Source organism: Bartonella sp. SD1336NMGDW (genome assembly GCF_042193565.1).
Classification (GTDB): domain Bacteria; phylum Pseudomonadota; class Alphaproteobacteria; order Rhizobiales; family Rhizobiaceae; genus Bartonella; species Bartonella grahamii.
Window position 1 is genome coordinate 48,169 of sequence record NZ_JBHILW010000002.1, and the last position, 22,460, is coordinate 70,628.

The 22,460-nt window shown below is 36.1% G+C and carries 13 protein-coding genes; 4 read left to right on the forward strand and 9 right to left on the reverse strand.

Annotated features, from left to right (window positions below):
• Genes tatC through tatA form a run of 3 tightly spaced genes read right to left on the reverse strand, consistent with a single transcriptional unit; the run spans position 1 to position 1,551 of the window.
• Complete coding sequence (gene tatC / locus ACFIKH_RS02130) at positions 1 to 783, reverse strand: twin-arginine translocase subunit TatC (protein ID WP_375624998.1); 783 nt, start codon at positions 781 to 783, stop codon at positions 1 to 3.
• The gene (locus ACFIKH_RS02135; protein ID WP_375625916.1) at positions 780 to 1,184 is read right to left on the reverse strand and encodes a twin-arginine translocase subunit TatB; all 405 of its coding nucleotides are present in this window, start codon (positions 1,182 to 1,184) and stop codon (positions 780 to 782) included. Before ACFIKH_RS02135 ends, tatC begins: the two co-directional genes overlap by 4 nt.
• Before the next feature lie 55 nt (positions 1,185 to 1,239).
• Positions 1,240 to 1,551, reverse strand: coding sequence for a twin-arginine translocase TatA/TatE family subunit (gene tatA / locus ACFIKH_RS02140; protein ID WP_273788360.1), 312 nt, complete (start codon positions 1,549 to 1,551; stop codon positions 1,240 to 1,242).
• A gap of 1,637 nt (positions 1,552 to 3,188) precedes the next feature.
• Here tatA and ACFIKH_RS02145 point away from each other — a divergent pair.
• From ACFIKH_RS02145 to pgsA, 3 genes are all read left to right on the forward strand, one after another.
• On the forward strand, positions 3,189 to 4,052 hold the full coding sequence (locus tag ACFIKH_RS02145; protein WP_375648430.1) for a 23S rRNA (adenine(2030)-N(6))-methyltransferase RlmJ: 864 nt from the start codon (positions 3,189 to 3,191) through the stop codon (positions 4,050 to 4,052).
• A 397-nt stretch (positions 4,053 to 4,449) separates the two neighbouring features.
• On the forward strand, positions 4,450 to 6,429 hold the full coding sequence (uvrC, locus tag ACFIKH_RS02150; protein ID WP_375670887.1) for an excinuclease ABC subunit UvrC: 1,980 nt from the start codon (positions 4,450 to 4,452) through the stop codon (positions 6,427 to 6,429).
• A gap of 72 nt (positions 6,430 to 6,501) precedes the next feature.
• Positions 6,502 to 7,083 carry a CDP-diacylglycerol--glycerol-3-phosphate 3-phosphatidyltransferase gene (pgsA, locus tag ACFIKH_RS02155; RefSeq protein ID WP_375625003.1) on the forward strand — a complete coding sequence of 194 codons (582 nt, stop codon included), beginning with the start codon at positions 6,502 to 6,504 and terminating at the stop codon, positions 7,081 to 7,083.
• A 316-nt stretch (positions 7,084 to 7,399) separates the two neighbouring features.
• On the opposite strand, the gene ndk is transcribed toward pgsA, so the two are convergent.
• The 4 genes from ndk to bafA (ACFIKH_RS02175) form a co-directional block, all read right to left on the reverse strand.
• A complete protein-coding gene (ndk, locus tag ACFIKH_RS02160) occupies positions 7,400 to 7,822 on the reverse strand; it encodes a nucleoside-diphosphate kinase (RefSeq protein ID WP_375670889.1) in 423 nt (140 codons plus the stop codon).
• Positions 7,823 to 8,205: 383 nt separating this feature from the next.
• Positions 8,206 to 10,776: a BafA family autotransporter gene (gene bafA, locus ACFIKH_RS02165; RefSeq protein WP_375670891.1), complete on the reverse strand. Its 2,571-nt coding sequence runs from the start codon at positions 10,774 to 10,776 to the stop codon at positions 8,206 to 8,208.
• Between the two features lie 405 nt (positions 10,777 to 11,181).
• Complete coding sequence (gene bafA / locus ACFIKH_RS02170) at positions 11,182 to 13,746, reverse strand: BafA family autotransporter (protein WP_375670893.1); 2,565 nt, start codon at positions 13,744 to 13,746, stop codon at positions 11,182 to 11,184.
• A 363-nt stretch (positions 13,747 to 14,109) separates the two neighbouring features.
• Positions 14,110 to 19,674 carry a BafA family autotransporter gene (gene bafA / locus ACFIKH_RS02175; RefSeq protein WP_375670895.1) on the reverse strand — a complete coding sequence of 1,855 codons (5,565 nt, stop codon included), beginning with the start codon at positions 19,672 to 19,674 and terminating at the stop codon, positions 14,110 to 14,112.
• A 563-nt stretch (positions 19,675 to 20,237) separates the two neighbouring features.
• On the opposite strand from bafA (ACFIKH_RS02175), the gene ACFIKH_RS02180 reads away from it, so the two are divergent.
• Positions 20,238 to 21,527, forward strand: a complete 1,290-nt coding sequence (locus tag ACFIKH_RS02180) for an MFS transporter (protein ID WP_375625008.1) — start codon at positions 20,238 to 20,240, stop codon at positions 21,525 to 21,527.
• Here ACFIKH_RS02180 and ACFIKH_RS02185 read toward each other — a convergent pair.
• Both ACFIKH_RS02185 and ACFIKH_RS02190 read right to left on the reverse strand, forming a co-directional pair.
• Positions 21,524 to 21,787, reverse strand: coding sequence for a hypothetical protein (locus ACFIKH_RS02185; RefSeq protein ID WP_012754973.1), 264 nt, complete (start codon positions 21,785 to 21,787; stop codon positions 21,524 to 21,526). The genes ACFIKH_RS02180 and ACFIKH_RS02185 overlap by 4 nt on opposite strands.
• Before the next feature lie 165 nt (positions 21,788 to 21,952).
• Positions 21,953 to 22,399, reverse strand: a complete 447-nt coding sequence (locus ACFIKH_RS02190) for a DNA polymerase III subunit chi (protein WP_330167384.1) — start codon at positions 22,397 to 22,399, stop codon at positions 21,953 to 21,955.
• Positions 22,400 to 22,460: the final 61 nt, after the last annotated feature.

A 22,460-nucleotide genomic window follows, 5' to 3' on the forward strand; every position in this document is an offset into this window, starting at 1 on the left:
TTAAGCGGATTTTCTTCTCTTTTCTATACTGTAAGCAATTAAAATTGAAATCTCGTAAAGTGCTATCGTTGGTAAAGCCACTGCAAACATCGTAAAAAAATCCGACGGCGTTATGATTGCCGCAATGATAAAAGAAAGTAAAATAGCCCATTTTCGTTTAGACGCCAAATCATGAGACGTTAAAAATCCAACTTTTGTTAAAAGACTGATGACAAGAGGTAATTGAAAAATCAAACCAAAAATTAGGATAAATGATGTCATAAAGCCCAAATAATCAGAAATACGCACTATAAACTCTATTTTTAAATGAACATCTGGAAGAAATTGTTGAGAAAGGCTAAACCATAGTATTATTGGCGCTAATAGACCATAAACAAACGCTCCCCCAATACAAAATAAAATAGGCCCCCCAATGAGAAATGGTAAAAAAGCCATACGCTCATTTTTATAAAGCCCTGGTGCAATAAAACTATAAAACTGAAAAGCCGTATAGGGAAAAGATAAAATAATTCCCCCAAAAGCAGAAAGCTTCATCTTCGTTAAAAAAGTTTCCCATACTTGCGTTGATTGCAAACGAATATCCTCAGGATTACCCCCTGCTATTTTCATTGCCCACTGATACGGCCATAGTAAAAAATTTAAGATATAATCTTTAACAAGAAAACACATCATAAAAGCGATCATAAATGCAACTAGGGCAGCAATAATTCGCTGACGAAGTTCGATTAAATGTTCTAAAAGTGGTGCCATATGGGCATCAACTTCATCTTTCTTAACATTCATGACACATCTTCTTTATCTTTAGAAGCTATAGATCCTGTCATATCTTTATTGGTTACGTTGTGATCGCATTCCAAAAAATCTTTACCTTTTTCTGATTTATGGTGTGTTGCCTTAACATCCAAATTATCGTGGATATCTTCTAATGTATTTTGAATGGGATCAAAAGTCTCTGTCAACTTCTTGCTTGAATCGCTAATATCCGAATATGTTTTTTGCAAATCATCGAGCTCGATTTGTCTTATTGCATCATCAAACTGATGACGCAGCTCTTTTGCCATTAAACACATATGAGCTCTTACCTTTGCTATTGTCTTTAATATTTTAGGTAAATCTTTCGGTCCAACAACAATGATGAGAACAAGTAAGATTACGACAAACTCTGGTCCATCAATCCCAAACATCTCTTAATTCGACTTCCTCATCAAAAAATAACGCACAATGATGATTACGTTTTTGTTATTTGACACGCTGTTTTTTAGCAACAGATGTTTTGCTTCTTTTAGAAGCAGAAGAAGCCTTTCTGCGCGCTGTTACATGTTTTACCGATAATGGCTGAGATTGTTGAGATTCTACATCAATTATTTGGGAAGTAGTAGCCATTTCAACTTTATCCTCAATGCCATCATCTTCTTCCTTCATATTTTTTTTGAAGGCTTTAATTCCCTTAGCAACATCGCCCATTAATTCAGAAATCTTACCGCGACCGAAAAGCACAAAGATAATCAGTAAAATTATAATTAAATGCGTTGGTGAAAAAATATTACCCATTACTCTCTCTAACTTTATGCTTTTAAATTTGATTTCATTTATTCATGCTTCCTCTGAAGAATGTATCAAATATAATATCTTAATTATATATTTTCTTCTTAACTTAAAAACAATCACACGCTTTTATTGCAAAAGAACTTTTTATCATCTCATCCCTTCTTAGCGTATTATAACACAAACCATTCAAAAATGATAAACCGCTTCATATAAAATTAAAAAAGCTTAAAAACTTTTCTAAAATAACTTCATCTGATCTCTTAGTTACTCATCTTCCTGTAAATACTATAGCTCATGTCTTTCCTTTTAAACAATGTTGTACGTATCATTACAAATATTTCCTCCAAATTATCCATTACTGATAAAAAACATACCATGCTGTAAAAAAATTTACGTATTCAATTAAAAAATTCAGAAAGAAAAATCTCTAAAAAACTTTCTTGACACATCATCAGTCTCTTTAAAAACTATCATCTTACGCATAAGATTTATTCTTTGCGTTGGTGGGAATTTTATCATCCATTATTCCATATACAATACGAAATATAAGCCATCATCGCATTCAATTAAATATCTGACGTGTGGATAAAAACTATTCGCGGAAAGAGTAAAAATGCACTTTATGAATCAGGTCAAGTGCCAAGAGGTATGGCCAATACTAAAAAATAAAAATGGTACCAGCTTGCGCCTTTATTCAGTAAAATACCTCCATATAACCAGCTCTTTGAACCGCTGCATGCCCTAACTATTACAAGTCTCCGGATTCTGGGCATGCGTTCTCATAATATCATGTGCTTAACTTATCTCAGTATTGAAAACAGAATGGGCATTAATAGAAAATTACATCCAATCAAAAGCATGGAATCGAAGCACAATCCATGTAAAAGAATTTCTTATCCTAGTCTTTTTATAAGATTATCTCATAAAGCCGCTAGATAATACAGTGTTAGAGATAGATACACCTATTTACTTTAGTTAAAAACCCCTCATTTTATTGAGATCGCTTGCAGAGAACATATCACTTTTTAAAAGTTTTGTTTTAGCACCATACACAATAATCTAGCCATTTAGCATGTATAATATAAAGCTTGGGTTTCGCTTAAACCAATGAGATTCATCCACACTTTTATAAAAATCTATCACTATAATACCAGCACTTTATTGCTCTATCCATAATTTTACGCTCGCTAAAAAAACTGATAAATGTAACAATGTTTTTATCAAGCATTTTAAATTCTTTAATCTTTAAACAAGTAAATTTATGAATGAATTTGAAAGATAACCTTAAATTTTTTAACAAACTTCACTAATATTCTCGTTAATTGCTTGTCTTTTATAGTTTTCCTGAAAGAGTCCGCGATCATAAGAAACTTCTCTTACAACATAACTATCTCTATTGAAATGTTTGCCCTCTCCCTATCTATTTTTCATATAAAAAAATTTAAGATCTTAATGATGAATCTCATAATATGAAAATAGCCCAGTGAATAAATGCTCCTATGACATTAATATTTTTCTGTAGGGTATTATTTGGGAGTGAGGGTATTATTTGATTTCTATAAGAGTATTTTTATGGATATCAATTCTAATATTCTATGCTAATAATCCGGTACAGTTATACATATGATAGAGTTTATTCCATGAATTATCGGCATATTTATCATGCTGGCAATTTTGCTGATGTTTTTAAACACATTATTGTCACTCGCATTGTAGAATATCTCAAACGCAAAGAAAAAGCTTTTCGCGTTATAGATACGCATGCTGGAATCGGTATTTATGACCTTTCTTCTTTAGAAGCACATAAAACAGGAGAGTGGCGCGAAGGTGTCCAACGGCTTTTTTCAACTCCTATCCCAGAAGATTTAAGAGCACTCCTTTGTCCATGGTGTGATATCATTGATGCCCTTAATAAAGGGGAAAAAGAAATTGTATTTTATCCTGGATCTCCTGTTCTTATTCGTCAATTATTACGGAAACAAGATCGCCTCACCGCAATAGAATTGCACAACGAAGATTATCATATTTTAGCAAAAAACTTTGCCGGAGATTATCAGACAAAAGTTCTGCATTTAGATGGTTGGCTTTCCTTGAACGCTCATGTACCACCAAAAGAAAAACGTGGCTTTATCCTTGTTGACCCTCCCTTTGAAAAAACTGGAGAATTTTCCCGCCTTATTGAGGGATTAATGAAAGCCTATCGTCGCTTTTCTGGAGGGATCTACGCTTTATGGTATCCTGTTAAATATGATAAAGAAATTGAAAGTTTTCTTCACGCGCTTTATCAAACTAGAATTCCTAAGATTCTACAGCTTGAAATGCGTATCCGAAAAAGCTCAAGTCCACCGACAATGAATGGAAGTGGTATGATTATTATTAACCCTCCTTATCTTTTGGAAGAAGAAATGAAAAAACTCAGCCCCTTTCTTATCAACCGTCTGGGACAAGATGAAAATGCCCAAATAACGCATAAGTGGCTTCAAAAAGAACATCTATTATGTTAAATCTTTCTCTATATTTTTTCTAAATCAAATATCATGTTGTAAGATACAAACGCATTAAATGATAAAGTTCTTTGATTTTTTGAATAATATCAACATGTTATAATGATATGCTAACAACGATCAGCGTGAATTAATTTTTTCCCTTTTAGAAAGTCTATCCTCTTAATCATTATAGATTTCCTATTCCAATCATTTTAATGGATAAATTGAGCAAATTCATAAAACTATTTTAGAATAACAACTCTTATATTTTTTATAAAAGATCGGCTCTCTAAAATCATACTCTTATGCTATAAGATTTTATTGATAGAAAAAATTATAAAGATATAAATAATCATTATTTAATAAAAAAGAATATTTCATATATTAAACAACAAGCATATTCTTAATAAACGGAATGGTCCTGAAAAATAATACAAATTGTCCGCAAAATGAAGGGGAAAAGCTTTCTTTTCTCTCTAACATTACATGGAATAATGCCAATCAAAATAATGAGAAAAATCAATTCCAAGGTGTCAAATTCATACAAGAGTTTGTTAGACACCTCCCGCATAAGCCAGGGGTTTACCGGATGATTGGTAAAAATGGTGATGTTCTCTATATTGGCAAAGCTCGTAATCTCAAAAAACGTGTTTCAAACTATACACGTGAACAAGGACACAATAATCGTATTACCCGCATGATTCGCGCAACATATCATATGGAATTTATCGTCACCCATACAGAAACAGAAGCACTCCTTTTAGAAGCCAATCTCATAAAAAGATTGCATCCACATTTTAATGTATTACTACGTGATGATAAAAGTTTCCCTTATATTATGATTACAGATGATCATCGAGTGCCTGGACTTTACAAACATCGTGGTGCCCGAACACGAAAAGCTCACTATTTTGGTCCTTTTGCTTCTGCTGGTGCAGTGACACAAACAGTTCATGTTTTACAACGCGCCTTCTTATTACGAACCTGTACTGATTCAGTTTTTGAAAACCGTACACGCCCCTGTTTGCTTTATCAAATTAAGCGATGTTCTGCACCTTGTACCCATGAAATTAGTGACAATGATTATAAAGAACTGCTGAGGGGAGCAAAAGCGTTCCTTTCGGGAAAAGATCAATCTGTTAAAAGTAATATGGTTCAAGCTATGCATAAATCCGCAGAAAATCTTGATTTTGAACAAGCAGCTTCCTATCGTGACCGCTTATCAGCCCTTTCTCATATACAAAGCCATCAAGGTATTAATCCTCAAACGATAAAAGAAGCGGATGTATTTGCAATTGCGCAAAAAGAAGGAATGACCTGTATTCAAGTGTTCTTTTTTCGCATGGGGCAAAATTGGGGAAACCGTGCCTATTTTCCTAAAGCAGATCCCTCTTTTTCCTGTACTGAAATTTTAGCGAGTTTTCTTGCTCAATTTTACGATGATAAACCACTTCCCAAAAGCATCCTTTTATCTGAAGAAATTGAAGAAAAGACACTTCTTACAGAAGCATTGAGTCTCAAAGCAAATCACAAAGTGTCTCTCTCTTTACCCAAACAAGGTGAACGGAAAACTCTTGTTAATCATGCCTATCTCAATGCTCATGAAGCACTTAAACATAAGCTTTCTGAAACAGCCACTCATACAAAATTGCTTCAAGGTCTTGCCAAAACATTCCAACTACCTTTTCCTCCACGCCGGATAGAAGTCTATGATAATTCTCATATCATGGGAACAAATGCTGTAGGTGCTATGATTGTTGCTGGTCAAATGGGATTTGTTAAAAATCAATATCGCAAATTCAACATTCGCTCAATAGATATCACGCCTGGCGATGATTTTGGCATGATGAAAGAAGTGATTAAACGAAGATTTTCACGCCTTATAAAAGAGCATGATCAGTCAAATAGAAGTCATGACATAAAAGATAATGATCTTTTTCCCATTTGGCCTGATCTTATCTTAATCGATGGTGGTGAAGGACAAATCAACAGCGTACATGCAATACTTGCTGAATTACAATTAAATGACCTCTTCACAGTTGTTGGAATCGCCAAAGGTGTTGACCGCCATGCGGGACATGAACGATTTTTTACAAAAGGTATCCCCCCCTTTACACTTCCTCCACGTGATCCTATCCTCTATTTTTTGCAACGTCTGCGTGATGAAGCACACCGTTTTGCGATTGGAGCTCATAGGATAAAACGAAAAAAAGAAACATTCAAAAACCCACTTGATGAAATCGAAAATATCGGTCCGACAAGAAAGCGTGCGTTGCTTCATCATTTTGGAAGTGCCAAGGCTATTGCTAGTGCCTCACTTGAAGATTTAAAAAAAGTTACGGGAATTTCTATGACAATTGCACAAAAAATTCATAACCATTTTCATGAAAAATAGGCTTGTTTCATAACCTTTGCCTTGTTACGTTTAGGAAATATATTCTCTTTCACAAGAATTAAAAATGGCTCCATGAAAAATCATACTTTTTCTTTTCCAAATATTTTAACTTATGCACGAATTGTCGCAGTCCCAATGGTTGTTGCATGCTTTTTTTTAGAAGGGCGATTACAATCAAGTGATATCACTCGCTGGATTGCTGTGTCCATTTTTATCGTTGCATCCATTACTGACTTTCTTGACGGTTACCTTGCTCGTATTTGGGAACAAACATCCAATATTGGTCGCATGTTAGATCCAATTGCTGATAAACTTCTCGTCTCTGCTTGTTTGCTCTTGCTTGCCGCAGACAGTACCATCGCTGGGTGGACACTATGGGCAGCTATTATCATTCTTTGCAGAGAAATTCTTGTATCAGGATTACGTGAATATTTGGCTGAGTTAAAAGTTAGTGTTCCTGTCTCTCGTCTTGCAAAATGGAAAACTTTTGTACAGATGATCGCTATTGTATTTCTTTTAGCTGGACCAGCCGGTAATAAAATTTTCCCTTACACAATAGAGTTCGGCATTACTATGCTGTGGATTTCTGCCCTCCTTACATTGTGGACAGGATGGGATTATTTTCGTGCAGGTTTAAAACACGTTATCCTATGAATAGTATGGAGATTTATAATGATAATTTATCTTTTTGCACTTAAATAAAAGACGAAAATAGCATAAAATTGATTCATTTTAAATCTATTAATGATAAATCAATAAAACGCTCTTTTGCACATTACAAGTAAGGGTGGCATGTAGATAAAAGCTCTTCAAAAAAAGAGTAAATAGATTTTATATTCTTGCAAAAGCAGCTGCAATATTAAATGCTAACAACGATGAATGCTCCCTATGCTTTCAAAAAAGTCTATAATCTCATAAGCAAAAAACCGAAATATAGTGTTTCGGATTTTTGCTTCTTATAAACTCTTGATTAACCAACAATTTCTACCTCAGAAAACCAAAAGGCGATTTCTGTTTTTGCCGTTTCAGCGCCATCGGATCCATGGACAGAATTTTCGCCAATCGATAAAGCATGAACCTTACGAATTGTCCCTTCTTCTGCATCACTAGGATTCGTAGCCCCCATTACTTCACGGTTTTTAGCTATTGCATTTTCGCCTTCCAAAACTTGTACAACAGTTGGACCAGAAGACATGAATTCAACCAATTCACTAAAAAAAGGGCGTTCTTTATGAACAGCATAAAAATTTTCAGCCTCACGTTTGCTCATCCAGACACGTTTAGACGCAATAACACGCAGCTCCGCATCCTCAAGCATTTTAGTAATTGCGCCAGTCAAATTACGACGGGTTGCATCTGGTTTAATCATCGAAAAAGTACGCTCTAAAGCCATTTAACCACCTTTATTTCATTTATAATATTCTCTCGCCATTTCTATAGCGAGCAAGAAGCGATTTGCCAAGTGACTCTGCAAAAATCTACACAAATTCCCAAAAATATAGAATGAATTATAAAGAAAACTTTGATAGAAATACCTGTAATTTCTCATCCCATCATAAAGATGCGCTACCGACTCTCAATAAACATTGAACCTTCTTGTATAATCTTAAATGCCTCTCATCAAATTTATCATTGAAGTCATAAGAAAAGCCAAACATGCAAAATATATACCTTTTTGAAAGCCTTCTTCTTTAAAGAGGATGAACCTAGATACTTCGATCTAGGTTTGAAAATCCTTCTACACACATTGAGATCAATCAAAAAATAACCATATAATTAAAAACTATAGCGTACACCTAAAATACCCTGAAGAGACTGTTTTGTTTTACGTCCTTTAACATAATGTACCTCACCATATAACTTTAACTTCTCACTCACTAAACTGCTCAAACCGATTCCTAACTTACCTGCATTACCCGATAAGTCAGTGGTAAATGAATGCCGTTGATTAATCAATGTATGGTTGTCATCTTTATGCTCACGCAACCATGCTGCTGTAATATACGCAAGTGATGAGGAATCCATACGAGAACCAAATTCATATCCTAAAGATATGCCAACCTCACTGCGTAATGAAGTGAATGGACGCATGTCACCTATCATGTCATTTGATAACTTGATTTCTTTACCCTCAACTTGCAACCATGTAAATTGTCCATAAGGCTGCAACCAACTGCTCTTTGACGTCTTAAGTCGATAACCTGCTTCAAAGGAGGTGCCCACCGCCCATTGCCTATAACTTCCTTCAATCCCTAAACCATTCGTTGAAACGGCCTTTAGAGTATTCTGATAATGATTATATTTTAAAATACCATCGAGATACCAACCACTATGATCCAAATAAGTAACATAAGCGCCAATGCCATAAGTATTAATACCGCTTATACCACCCCGTGCATGCGCAATGCGCGCGCGGTCATAACTGCCAAAACCACCTATATAAAATTCTCCATTTTCCCACTCGCTTAAACTATTGATCCCTAAAACAATACCTGTCTGATCCAACTTAAAATCTATATGCTCTGTAGCAATACTCTCTTTAGACTTGATCGCATAGGTCCATAAAGCTGCATTCTTGTTACTTTTATCTAGAATTCCTCTTCCCGCACGCACGGTTTGCATTTCATTGTGAAAAACCATCGCTGGAGCCACAGACATAGACAATACGGCATCTGTAGAGGGAGTGGTTAAAAAGTGAGAAACTGAAAGCGTCTCTCTCAATTGTGGAGAAGGCTGTTCTTTATGAACTGGACGCAAAATCATTTGATCGGCTAACGATTGTGAAGATTCTGAAACAACAGCAGGTTGCTTTCCATCAGAAAAATGAAGAGAACTTGTTGGAGGAGACTTCACATGAGTGCGATTTTCTTGAGAGGGAGATACCGAAACACTAGAGACATTCTGTCTTTCTGTTAAATGACGTGGAGGACGTGGCTTGGATTGCTCTTTTTTAGTAGGTTTACGAGGACCGGTATTTTTTCCTCCAGAAGGAGAACTTTGATCAGATAATGCAACAGGGACCTTTGTTTTTTTGTTTACACACTGTGTTTCAGTATTAGAATGTTCTGCATTTTCAGAAAGTCTACTTAAATACCAAATTGTAGCACTACCACTAGAACTAGCACATCTTTCTCTCTTCAGCAATTGATACTGATAGGTTCCACCATCGACAGCTGTAATGTCCTTGCCCAAAAAATCTGCCAGAGTAAAATTAGCTCCTCCATCTTGGCTTCTATCAGTAATTAACGGAAGTTCAGTAACCAGACTATTCCTTTTTGAGAGAGAACCTGTAATTTCACGACCAGAATCTGCAACGCTTATTTTGTGATTACCTGCGCCCTTACCAATTGATAAGTAATCATTCAAATCTCCCGTAGCACTAATATTGAATCGAAAATGTAAATCCCCTGAAAGTTTCTCAACATGAAGTAAAATATGTCGTGGATCATACGGGATAGAAGTAAAAATAACAGTTCCTCCGTGCCCCCCTAAATCTTCAATTTCAATCTGAGGTTTTTCTCCTATATTCCGCTCACCAACCTCAAATATTGTTTCATCAACTCTTGCCTCTATAGGAATCTTTTTCTTAGTGATATGGTTTGTCCTATCACCAGCAAATAAATAAAGTTCTCCGTGATCATTGACCCTTACTTCTCCAACGATTTTTTGAACACCAGAGTGAAACCATGACCTAGCAGAATCCATAATTGTTAAAGTATTCACAACCCCTTGAGGATATACAACTTGAATAGCCTGTCCCTTCAAAGTAGTAGCATAAGATCCTGCATGCGCTAAGACATGCTGTCTCCCATTCCCAGAGACCTCAGTAGATATTGCTCTTCCCCCCTCTTTTCTTTGTCCCGCATAAAGATTTTGTTCTCCGTTATCTCCCACTTTCGTATGCCAAACCCACGCTCCATCATACACGTTCTGCTGTCCCACTACTCCACCATCACCTGAAACTGTGGAATTATATGCACTACTTTTTCTCTCCACGCTTGTAAGATCAAGACCTTTTTCTTCATGAATAAACTGCTTACCACCAAGGATTTTGGTGCCTATCGCAGTTCCTCCGCGTGTAACTATTTGCATCCCTCCTTTTTTAATAGTAGAATCTATAGAAGTTGCTCCATTTTCAACAATCTCAACACTGCCATCTCCAATTTTGCTCTTACTACTGGGAAAATTATTTGTAATCAGTGCTGAACCTTTTGGTATCTCTGCTCCATTTCCTACATGTTCTACTATTGTTAGCTCTCCATTTCTGTTTTCAACTGCATTTGCAACTTGTACAAGACAACTACTGATCATCAATACTGAAAAACTTAATTTATGTTTATACTGCATTATCGACACTCCACTCTCAATTATTTAGAAAAATATCCCACGGCTACGTAGGTAACTCGCTTTAGATTGTATCGTAATGTGTTTTATTTATGTTTAAAAACACTTTTAAAGTGTATTTTTTAATATAAACAACTTTAAGTTGTGTATCTATAAGCAGCTAGAAAGTTCTAACTTAAGGCAGAAAATCTGAATAAAATTCAAATTGTTTACTTGAGTTCAAGGAACAATTTTCAATATTTGAGGTTATAGATGAAAAAAACGCTCGTGCCTTCAAAGGAGAGTATAAAAATATCCTTACTGTTTAAGAAGATCTCTACACTCTCGAGAAGACAAAATCGAGCGTTATCTGTTTAAGCATGCAAAGCAATTACATTCATAAAGTTAATCAGCCGTGTACACACATATTTAGAAACTATAGCGTAATCCTAAAATACCTTGAAGAGCATTCTTAATCTTATGTCCTTTCAGATAATGTGCTTCCGCATAAAGTGTCAGTTTATCATTGACCGAGCCGTTTAAACCAATTCCCAATTTACCTGCACTGCCTGATAAATCTGTAATAAATTTATACTGGTTATTAATTGTCGTATAATTATTATTTATATTCTCACGCAACCAAGCTGCCATAATGTAAGCTGTTAATGAAGTTTCTGAATTCACAAAAAATTCATGTCCTGCAGTTAATCCAACTTCACTGCGGAATGAAGTTAATGGACTTAGATCACCTATCATTCCATTGGAAAGTTTTATTTTTTTACCTTCAACCTGCAAACCTGTTAGCTTGATATAAGGCTGCATCCAAGTATTCTGTGCCGGTGTAAAATAACAACCAATTTCAAATGACCCACCTATCGCCCACTGATTGTAATGACTTTGAATAGCTAAACCATTCGTGGAGATAGCTTTCAAATTATCTCGGTAATAATTATATTTCAAAACACCATCCATATACCATCCACGATGATCAAAATAAGTTGCGTAAGTTCCAATGCTATAAGAGCTCAAATCGCTGTCACCACCTCGTGCATGAGAAACACGTGCTTGATCATAACTACCGAAACCACCAACATACAACTCTCCATGCCTTAATTCACTCAACTGATCAGCACCAAAGACTAAACCTGTCTGCCCAAGCTTAAAGTGTGTATGGCCTGTCGCAACACGTTCTCTACTCTTAATCCCATAAGTCCATAGTTCGATATCTTTCTTATTTCTGTCCCAAATTTTTCTACCATTCCGTACAACTTGCAACTCATTATTAAAAATAAGTCCAGGAACTACGGACAACGTTAACACTGCATCTGTAGAGGGGGTTGTTGATGTTTCACCAGGAAAAAAAGGATCTGTCGGATTTGGCATAGAAGGCTCTGGTCCACTGAGGCGGTCTGCCGATAAAAACCAAACTTTTCCATTTTCATCCTTTCTTTCTTTCAAATCATACATATACGTTCCACCATCAATGGCGTTAATTTTGTCACCCTTAAGATCTGTCAACGTAAAATGTGCGCCACCACTTTGATCCCTAATTAAATCACGCTTATTTGAAAAAGGATCCGTGATTTCAACTCCAGAATCAGCAACACTTATTGTATGTTTCCCAGCGCCTTTCTCAACCAAGAGATAATCACCACGGTTATGAGCAATCGTCGTATTGAACGCGAAATGTAAATTTCCTGAAAGATTATTCACATGAAGCTGAGAATAATATGGATCAGAACCTGTAAACGAAAAAATAACACTCCCTTCACCACTTAATTTTTGTATCAAAGAACTTTTTCCATCAAACTCATCAGTAATAGAATACAGTTTTGTATCTTTTCCATTTAAAATAATATCTTCTACTATGGTACGATGTTGATCATTCCCAGCATAAAGATGAATCTGCCCAGAATGATTTACCTGTGTCTTGCCTTCTAATGTTGCCCCAGCATGCACCCATGATTTTGTTTCATCATTCATTGTTAGATTTTTTACAGATCCATCAGAATATATTTCCTGAATAGCGCTCTCATTTAAAGTAACTCCAATAGCCTTACCGCCTTTTAAGATACGCTGTTTACCACCGCCAAAAACTTCTGTGTCAAATGCAAAACCACCATTTTTAGCACTTTGAGATTTTTTTCCAACCTCTTGTACGCCCCCTCGCATAACTTTCGTATCCCAAACTTTTCCGCCATCATATACTTTTTGTTGGCCTAGTATTTCATCTTGACCATAAATGACAGTATGAGAAGCACTACTCCCTTTAACCTCTCCTCCAACATCCCCCTCCCCGAAAACAAGTTGCTCACCACCATAAATTTTAGTCCCCTCTACTTTTCCTCCATTTCCAACACTTTGTTGTCCACCTTCTTTAACGACAGCATTTTTCGAAAAGCCTTGTTTTCCCTTCAAAGCCTGAACATTTTCAATTCCACCATGTTCAATTTTACTATTCTCACTGAGTCCTCCTGCATACACATAAAGCTCTGCACCATTCCTTACAGTGTTATTAATGGATCGCCCTGGACTATTAATCTCACCATCATTTGAAATGTATGCTTTACCTTCATTATCAAGGATATAATTTTCTAACATTGCCCCATCTTTAATGGAGATAAGTTCAGGTTTTTTAAGAAACGCAATATTTTCTTCTTGTACATCATATCCGACATTGTCACGACGACTGCTGTCAAGCTCCTGTTGACTCGCAAACACTCGAGTGCCCTTATCCTCAGTAAAATCGCTAGGATTTTTTAAAAAGTCTAATTCATTGCGTGCCCTTATAATAACATCATTAGATGCTCCAAGTATGCATCTTCCTGTTTTCATATCCTCATTGTATTGATCCTGAAATATTTTGCCATTTTCATAACTTGAAGATTGACAAAAAAGTGCTGCCCCCGCCTCATTTGCAACAGCAGCTTGCACAAAACAGCTGCTCAACATGAGTATCCAACAATGTCGTTTCCATTTATATTGTAGAGCCATATCCTCCCCCCTTCACGCCTGCATAGACACTAAACGTAATTAGCTCTATAAAACATATTTTCAACCTTAGATTGCAAACAATCCTTCTTAAAAATCCTCCTTATCTCATAAAAAACTGTTCTTTACAGTTTTTTAAATACTTTTTTGATCAAGAATATAAGGGCGTTTTTATAGTGCTTCTTTAGTATTTCCTCGGAGTTTTCTTATCAAAGAAAAAAGTAATGCATAATAAAGTATATAAGGGTATACAGCTTATCATGAAAAGCGAAGCTGCATGCTCTGAAAAATTGTTCTCTGAACCTTCAATTAAAGACCTTTAAAAACAATCATACATTTAAAGATAACTAAAAAATAACCATATAATTAGAAACTATAGCGTACACCTAAAATACCCTGAAGGGACTGTTTTGTTTTACGTCCTTTAACATAATGTGCCTCACCATATAACTTTAACTTCTCACTCACTAAACTGCTCAAACCGATTCCTAACTTACCTGCATTACCCGATAAGTCAGTGGTAAATGAATGCCGTTGATTAATCAATGTATGGTTGTCATCTTTATGCTCACGCAACCATGCTGCTGTAATATACGCAAGTGATGAGGAATCCATACGAGAACCAAATTCATATCCTAAAGATATGCCAACCTCACTGCGTAATGAAGTGAATGGACGCATGTCACCTATCATGTCATTTGATAACTTGATTTCTTTACCCTCAACTTGCAACCATGTAAATTGTCCATAAGGCTGCAACCAACTGCTCTTTGACGTCTTAAGTCGATAACCTGCTTCAAAGGAGGTGCCCACCGCCCATTGCCTATAACTTCCTTCAATCCCTAAACCATTCGTTGAAACGGCCTTTAGAGTATTCTGATAATGATTATATTTTAAAATACCATCGAGATACCAACCACTATGATCCAAATAAGTAACATAAGCGCCAATGCCATAAGTATTAATACCGCTTATACCACCCCGTGCATGCGCAATGCGCGCGCGGTCATAACTGCCAAAACCACCTATATAAAATTCTCCATTTTCCCACTCGCTTAAACTATTGATCCCTAAAACAATACCTGTCTGATCCAACTTAAAATCTATATGCTCTGTAGCAATACTCTCTTTAGACTTGATCGCATAGGTCCATAAAGCTGCATTCTTGTTACTTTTATCTAGAATTCCTCTTCCCGCACGCACGGTTTGCATTTCATTGTGAAAAACCATCGCTGGAGCCACAGACATAGACAATACGGCATCTGTAGAGGGAGTGGTTAAAAAGTGAGAAACTGAAAGCGTCTCTCTCAATTGTGGAGAAGGCTGTTCTTTATGAACTGGACGCAAAATCATTTGATCGGCTAACGATTGTGAAGATTCTGAAACAACAGCAGGTTGCTTTCCATCAGAAAAATGAAGAGGACTTGCTGGATATGCCCCTTCAATAATTTGACTTCCAAGAGTTGAAACAGTTAGAGATACAGAATCTGGAGATTTTTGCCTTAAGTTTTGGCGGTTTTCTCTTCGATGTAGCAACTTAATAGCATGCTCTTTTGTAACTGTAATAGTTGAAAGAGAAGAAACTGATTGATTTTGATTTAAATGCCACGCAGATCTACTCCTACTACGTGGCAAACTGTTGAGAAATGAAACATTATCAATAAATACCGCAGATAAATACCAAACTTTTTCACCCCCATCCTCATCAATTCTCTGTTTTAAACCATACATATAGATTCCGCCATCAATAGTTTTAACATTTGCACCAGAAAAGCTTCTCAGAGTAAAATGTGCTCCTCCACTTTGATCAACTATTAAATCAAGTTCTGTTGAAGAAGGATCAACAATTTCAATACCGGAATCTACAATACTTATTGTGTGAGAACCACGACCATTCTTGATAAAGAGATAATCACCCTCTCCTTCTGCAAGGCTAACATTAAAATCGAAATGTAGACTCCCAAAAAGATTATCAATATAAAGTTTAGAGTAATGTAAATCGGATTCTGTAGAAGTAAAAATAATATTTCCCACACCGCTTAGCTTCTTAATATAGATTTCTGTGTTTCCATATCCAGTAGAAATAGAGTATAATTTAGCGTTTTCTCCCTCTAAATTAATATCATCTACTGTTGTCTGAGAATTTTTATATTCAGTATAAAAGCTATTATTTCCAGCATAAATATGAACTTGTCCAAAATCATGAATCTTTATTTTTTCTTCCAACATCGCACCAGCAAAAACCCATGAATTGGCTCCTTCTTTAATTGTTAGATTTTTTACAATGCTACCAGCATGAACTTCTTGAGCAGCATGGCGGTGTAAAGTCACAATGTCCGCCTCTCCCCCTGCTAACAGCCGCTGTACCCCACCCGCGAAAACCTCAGTATTCACGGCTAAGCCACCACTTTTTTGTACAAAATTATCATCATCTGCAAACCATTTAGCAAGAGTTTGTATTCCTCCACTCATCACTTTTGTTCCCACCGCCATCCCATCATCATATACATTCTGCTGTCCCGGCGTGTCACCTTGACCATAAAGTGTCGTGTTATAAGTGCTACTTCCCACAATTTCACCATTTACATAACTATCTCCGAAAACAAGCTGCTCACCACCATAAATTTCAGCTCTCAATGCGGATCCTCCTCCCTCCACTCTTTGTTTTCCACCCTCGTAAATAATCGTAAATTCTGAGATACCCTGTTCCCCTACAATCTCTGAACCACCATTTTCAATTGTTGTATTCTTACTAAAACCACCATTCTTAACATAGAGTGTTGCAGTTTCTGGAACTGTATTATTAATGGATAATTTAAAATCATCCGTTTCTCCATCACCAACAATATAAACTATGCTATTGTTACCGAGTATGGAGTTTTGTAAAAATTTTTCACCTAGACCAGTAATGAAATCCTCTGCATAAAAATTGAAATCACCTGTATAAGAATTGGCTCTAGAATCTTCCGAAGGAGAAACAGTATTGTCTTGCTCAAAAGAGTTATCTATAGGCAACTCCGTATGAGATGGAGGAAAGATAGGAGTAGAAATTTTTTCCGATGTAGATGGTGTCGATAAAGACCAAATCTTTCCACCGTTATGATCTCTTTTCTTGAGAGCGTACATGTAGACTCCATTATCAACAGTAGCTATCTCCTCACCCAAAAAATCTATCAGAGTAAAATGCGCATTTCCGCTTTGATCATGAATTAAATCAAGCTCCAAAACTAAGTTCTGATTTTGTAGAAGAGAATTGGTCATTTCAACACCAGAATCGATAACGCTGATGGTGTGATGACCTGCTCCTTTTTTTATAAGAAGATAATCACCGCGCTGTTCTGCAAAATTAGTATTAAACCTAAAATGTAAATTACCTGAAAGATTACCGACCTCAAGTTTAGAGTAATGTGGATTAAACACGGTAGAAGTAAAAACAACGCGTCCATCCCCGCTTAGATCCTCAATCAAAGAGCTTTCACCATCCATCTTGGAAGCAATAGAGTATAATGTGGTATCTTTGCCATTTAAAACAATTTTTTCTACTTCAGTATGAGATTGCTCAGCACCAGCATAAAGATAAATCCGTCCAGAATCATGAATCATGGTGTTTCCTTCTAGTGTTGCACCAGAATGTAACCACGACTGTGCTTGATCCTTAATCGTTAAATCTTTTACATAGCCTCCTAAATCTATTGCTTGAAAAGCATTCCCTTGTAAGAGAACACCAATCGCGATTCCTCCCGCTAAAACGTGTTGTTCTCCACCAGAAAAGATCTTCGTATCAAATGCAAAACTGCTATAATGGTCTAGATCTTCTTCCACAAAAAGATTTTGTACCCCTCCTTCCATGATCTTTGTGCTAAAAACCTCTCCATCATCATACACATTCTGGTATCCTAGCACTCCACTTTTACCAGAAACGACAGTGTCATAGGCGCTACTCCTTACCATCCCACCTTTGATATTAGACTTTCCTGAAACAAACTGCTCACCACCGTAAATTTTAGCCCCTTCAGCTTTTCCCCCATCTTCAACCTTTTGTTTTCCCCCTCTCTTAACTGTACTATCCTGTGAAAGACCCTGTGTTCTAATAAGTTCAGTACCGCCTCTTTGAATTATCGTATACAGGCTAAAACCACCGTTATAAACGGAAAGCTTTCCAGCATCTTTAACTATATTACTAATTGAAGTTTCTCCATTGCTATCAACTTTCTCACTGTTACTATCAAAGCTAGGATCAGCAATCGTAATAATCATTCCCTTTTCAATTGTGCGTTCTATGAGATCATTCGATAATGAAGCCATCGCAGATGGTTGCAAGTTAAAATCAGAAAATAAAGAGGTATTTTCCTCATCAAGAGCATAATTCGCGTCTAAATACCAAATTTTACCACTGCTCTCATTTTTTCTATGTTTCAAACTGTACATGTATGTTCCGGCATCAATAGCTCTGATTTTTTCACCAAAACTGTTTGTCAGAGTAAAATGAGCGTTTCCACTATGATCAGAAATTAATTTAAGCTTTTTGTGGGAAGGGGTTATAACCTCACCTCCAGAATCAGTAATACTTATTGTATGATAACCTGAACCACTTTCTTTAATAACAAGATAATCACTAAGATGCTTGGCAAAGTTGACATTCAACTCAAAATGTAAAGAACCTGATAGATTATCAATATTAAGCTTAGAGTAATGCTTATCAGCCCCAGAAGACGTAAAAATAACCCTGCCACTTCCAGTTACATTCTGGATATTAACCTGAGATTTTTTGCCATTATCTTCAACAGCAATAATGTATAGCTTGGCATCTTCTCCATTTAAAATAAGATTTTCTACTTCCGTAACAGCTTCACCATTCCCAGCATAAAGATAGAGGTTGCCAAAATCATTAACATTTGTATCCTTATCTAATATTGCACCAGCAAAAACCCATGATTGTGCTTGGTGGTTAATTGTTAGATTATCCGCGTATCCAGAATCATATATCTTCTGAGTAGCTCTATCATATAAAGTAACTTCGCTCGCATTCCCTCCTGCTAAGATATTCTGCGCACCATTTTTAAAAAGCTCGGTACTAAGTGCAAAAGCCCCCTCATTAATTGTAAAATCCTCATTTTCTGTATCAGCTGTATCAGTATCTTCTGAGAATCCGTTATTAAAATTCTCTTTACCATCAAGATTCTGGACACCTCCTTTCATAACCTTTGTATCAACAACCATCCCCCCACTATAGACACTTTGTAGTCCTAGGATTCCATCTTCAGCATAAATTTCGGTGTTATAAGCACTACTTTCCTTATCTTTACGCGACAAACCAGTTCCAAGGACCCCTTTACCAAAAATAATCTGCTCACCGCCATAGATTTTAGCCCCCTCAGCATTTGCACCACTCTCAACAATTTGTTTACCACCTTTTTTAACAGTGGCATATTCTGAACTGCTCAGATTTTGGACGAATTCAATACCACCACTCTCAATTGTCGTATCCCTGCTAACACTTGCTGCATCAATGTAGAGTTTTCCACCTCCTTGAATCGTATTATTGATGGAATAGCCTGCATCTTCATATTTAAAGCTATTTATTTCAGAATCTTCAGAGTCACGATTAGTAATATAGACAATAGCACCATCACTTATTATTGAATTTGTGAGTACTTCAAAGAATAGGCTTTCTAATCTCTTCCTTTCCTCTTCTGAAGACTTACTTCCTTCTACTATCTGTTTATTCTCTATCCTTTTTGATCCCCCTTTTTTTTCTTTTAATCCCCTCACTTCCGATAACATTTTTTTTGTCTCTTCTAGATGTTCACTGATACTTACTGGTGTTAATAACTTTTCTTTTGGTGTCGCTACTCCATCTGCACTCGCAATCTTGACAAAAAAACTGCTGGTCATTAATGCATAAAAACTTAATTTAAATTTGCGTTGCATTATTCACACTCCATAATTTCAAATTTAAGTTTCCCTATTTAGAAAAAAGTGCATAGACCAAAACAACTCAATGCAATTGCTCAACCTCATGTTTTTTTAAGATGATAAAGCATTCGATGGACTAAACTCTGACAGATCAAATATACATCCTGTGTTTTAAAATACATGCACAACTAAAAGATTTAATTTCTTTCAGATACGCTTAAAAAGTGTTATAATTACATCTATGAAAAATATTTTTGAGATACCAAAGGCTGATCTATAAATAAGATTGATCCCTCAATAGATAAAAATGGCATTAAACATTAAAGGAAACAGTAATATTAATGAGAGCAGCCTTTATATCCACATATTTCATCCTCTACAGCATTTAAAACAGTGTCTTTATTCTATTTAACTTGGATAATCTAAAGAACACTTATTCATGCTCATCAAGCCATAACCATTGTTCTAATATATAAGAAACATCATAATATCGACTCGACAGTGATTTGAAATTTTTATAATTATAGTCAGTTAACTCATCATTTGATTTGTCATATACTGAAAGGGACATTCTATTCATGTCTATAAACTTAGAAATGCAAGGTAAAAGCAACAGAAATTCCCCTCGTCGCATTTTGTTTGCAAGCCTTATTGGCCCAACAATTGAATTCTTTGATTTCTACGTCTTTGCCACTGCCGCAGCTCTCATATTTCCTCATGTGTTTTTTCCAACACAAAATGATCAGATTGCCATTTTACAATCTTTCCTGATCTTTGGAGCAGCCTTTTTTGCCCGCCCCTTTGGATCAATTGTTTTTGGACATTTTGGAGATAAAGTTGGAAGAAAAGCAACACTTATTGCTTCTCTTCTCACGATGGGTCTTTCAACAGTCATTATTGGTTTTCTTCCTACTTATGAAACTGCTGGATGGTTTGCCCCTTTCCTCTTGACCTTGTGCCGTATTGGACAGGGAATGGGATTAGGAGGAGAATGGGGAGGAGCTGTTTTGCTCGCAACAGAAAATGCCCCTCCAGAAAAGCGCGGCTGGTACGCGATGTTCCCCCAATTGGGTGTTCCAATCGGTTTATTTTTATCTATTGCCGTTTATTTAGGTCTGTTGCATTTCCTTGATCATGAAGAACTTTTAGCTTGGGGATGGCGCATTCCTTTTATTGCTTCAGTTGTTTTTATGATTATAGGATTGTGGGTCCGTCTTTCAATCAATGAAACTGTTCAATTCAAAAAAACTCTTGAAAGTAAGGAACGAGTCAAAGTTCCTATCATCGATGTCTTTTTAAAATGTCCACGAATCTTATTTCTTGGAATATTTTCTGGTATGGCAACATTTGTTTTGTTTTACTTGGTCACTGCTTATTTGTTAAGCTACTCAACAAACCATCTGCAATTGCCATTTTATCAAGCTCTTCAAGTCGAAATTGTTGGTGCTATTTTCTGTGGAATTTTTACTGTCATCACTGGAAGACTCGCTGATCGTATTAGACGTAGAACTTTGATGATTTGGGTTACAATCATCACCGGTATCTATTCTTTTGCAATTCCTTATTTCTTAAATTCTGGAGTTGTAGGAGTCCTTGCAATGTCTGTTATTGGTTTGTCTATCATGGGGATGATATACAGTCCTCTTGGTGCTGTTTTGGCTTCACCATACCCAACAGAAATTCGATATACTGGTTCTTCTATTACTTTCAACTTATCGGGTATCGTAGGAGCCTCTCTTGCGCCTTATATTGCAGAATATCTGGTACAGCATTTTGATACATCTTATATCGGCTATTATTTGCTTCTCGCTTCTTTTATTTCACTGATTTGCTTCGTCGGATTTACAGATGATGAAATATCCAACTAAAATATAATAAAGAAGAATAAAATAAGTACTGGCAGCAAAAATGCTGCCAGTTTCATTTTTAAAGACATGGGTTGCGGTATTTTCCACCACAATATTCCCGCGAACAAAGCGCTTAAAAAGAAAAATAAAAAATCTGCAATATTGCTTATATAAGCAACAGTAAACATTCCTGATAGGATATGTGTTGTTCCCAACCACGAAACGCAAAAAAAAGCCAATATCACAGCCCATAAAACAAGCAAAATTCGATCAATTATCATGATGCCGTTTCATTTTTTTAATTGTAGACCATATCTTTAATATGCCTAAAAGAAAAATCACAATAAAAACCCAACGCCCTCCCCCTGATCCTTTCGCAATAAAAAGCGCTGGATTTACTATTCCTACCAATCCTATAAAAATCAGAAAAACAGAGATGAGACGCATTAAACCTGTTTTTCCCAACAACGATCTTCAGTCTGTTGCCAATACGTTAAATTATGATTTTCCATTTTATATTTTTTCCACTGTGCACGAACAAGACTCAACTGCTCATCATTTCTACCATCAAATATCACAACAAGCCGTTGATAAGTATCAATATTCGAACATACGGCTCCCTCTATGAGAAAACGAATCTTTGAATCATTTGGATTTTCTTGTCCTGTCGTCAGAAATACAGGCTGAAAGTTTGAATATTGATCACACTCAGTTCCATGTCCAATAAATGATTCATCCGCATAAACCCATAAATGCATATCCATAGAATCGCGTTGTTCTTCACTTACACATTGTATTGTTACCTTACCAAAACGAGCCAATGCACGCTCTACAAGCGTTGGCAAAATATCTTTCAGCGTTGACTGCGTCAAATGATAGAATAAAATATCCAACCTCTTAAGCCCTCATCACTCTTTATAAAAAGCTAACATCTTTTTTAGAGAAACTTCCATA

What these genes read in the sequence shown, in the direction of transcription:
- tatC (WP_375624998.1), bottom strand. Translation starts at nt 783, where the DNA reads ATGAATGTTAAGAAAGATGAAGTTGATGCCCATATGGCACCACTTTTA.
- ACFIKH_RS02135 (WP_375625916.1), bottom strand. Translation starts at nt 1,184, where the DNA reads ATGTTTGGGATTGATGGACCAGAGTTTGTCGTAATCTTACTTGTTCTC.
- tatA (WP_273788360.1), bottom strand. Translation starts at nt 1,551, where the DNA reads ATGGGTAATATTTTTTCACCAACGCATTTAATTATAATTTTACTGATT.
- ACFIKH_RS02145 (WP_375648430.1), top strand. Translation starts at nt 3,189, where the DNA reads ATGAATTATCGGCATATTTATCATGCTGGCAATTTTGCTGATGTTTTT.
- uvrC (WP_375670887.1), top strand. Translation starts at nt 4,450, where the DNA reads ATGGTCCTGAAAAATAATACAAATTGTCCGCAAAATGAAGGGGAAAAG.
- pgsA (WP_375625003.1), top strand. Translation starts at nt 6,502, where the DNA reads ATGAAAAATCATACTTTTTCTTTTCCAAATATTTTAACTTATGCACGA.
- ndk (WP_375670889.1), bottom strand. Translation starts at nt 7,822, where the DNA reads ATGGCTTTAGAGCGTACTTTTTCGATGATTAAACCAGATGCAACCCGT.
- bafA (WP_375670891.1), bottom strand. Translation starts at nt 10,776, where the DNA reads ATGCAGTATAAACATAAATTAAGTTTTTCAGTATTGATGATCAGTAGT.
- bafA (WP_375670893.1), bottom strand. Translation starts at nt 13,746, where the DNA reads ATGGCTCTACAATATAAATGGAAACGACATTGTTGGATACTCATGTTG.
- bafA (WP_375670895.1), bottom strand. Translation starts at nt 19,674, where the DNA reads ATGCAACGCAAATTTAAATTAAGTTTTTATGCATTAATGACCAGCAGT.
- ACFIKH_RS02180 (WP_375625008.1), top strand. Translation starts at nt 20,238, where the DNA reads ATGTCTATAAACTTAGAAATGCAAGGTAAAAGCAACAGAAATTCCCCT.
- ACFIKH_RS02185 (WP_012754973.1), bottom strand. Translation starts at nt 21,787, where the DNA reads ATGATAATTGATCGAATTTTGCTTGTTTTATGGGCTGTGATATTGGCT.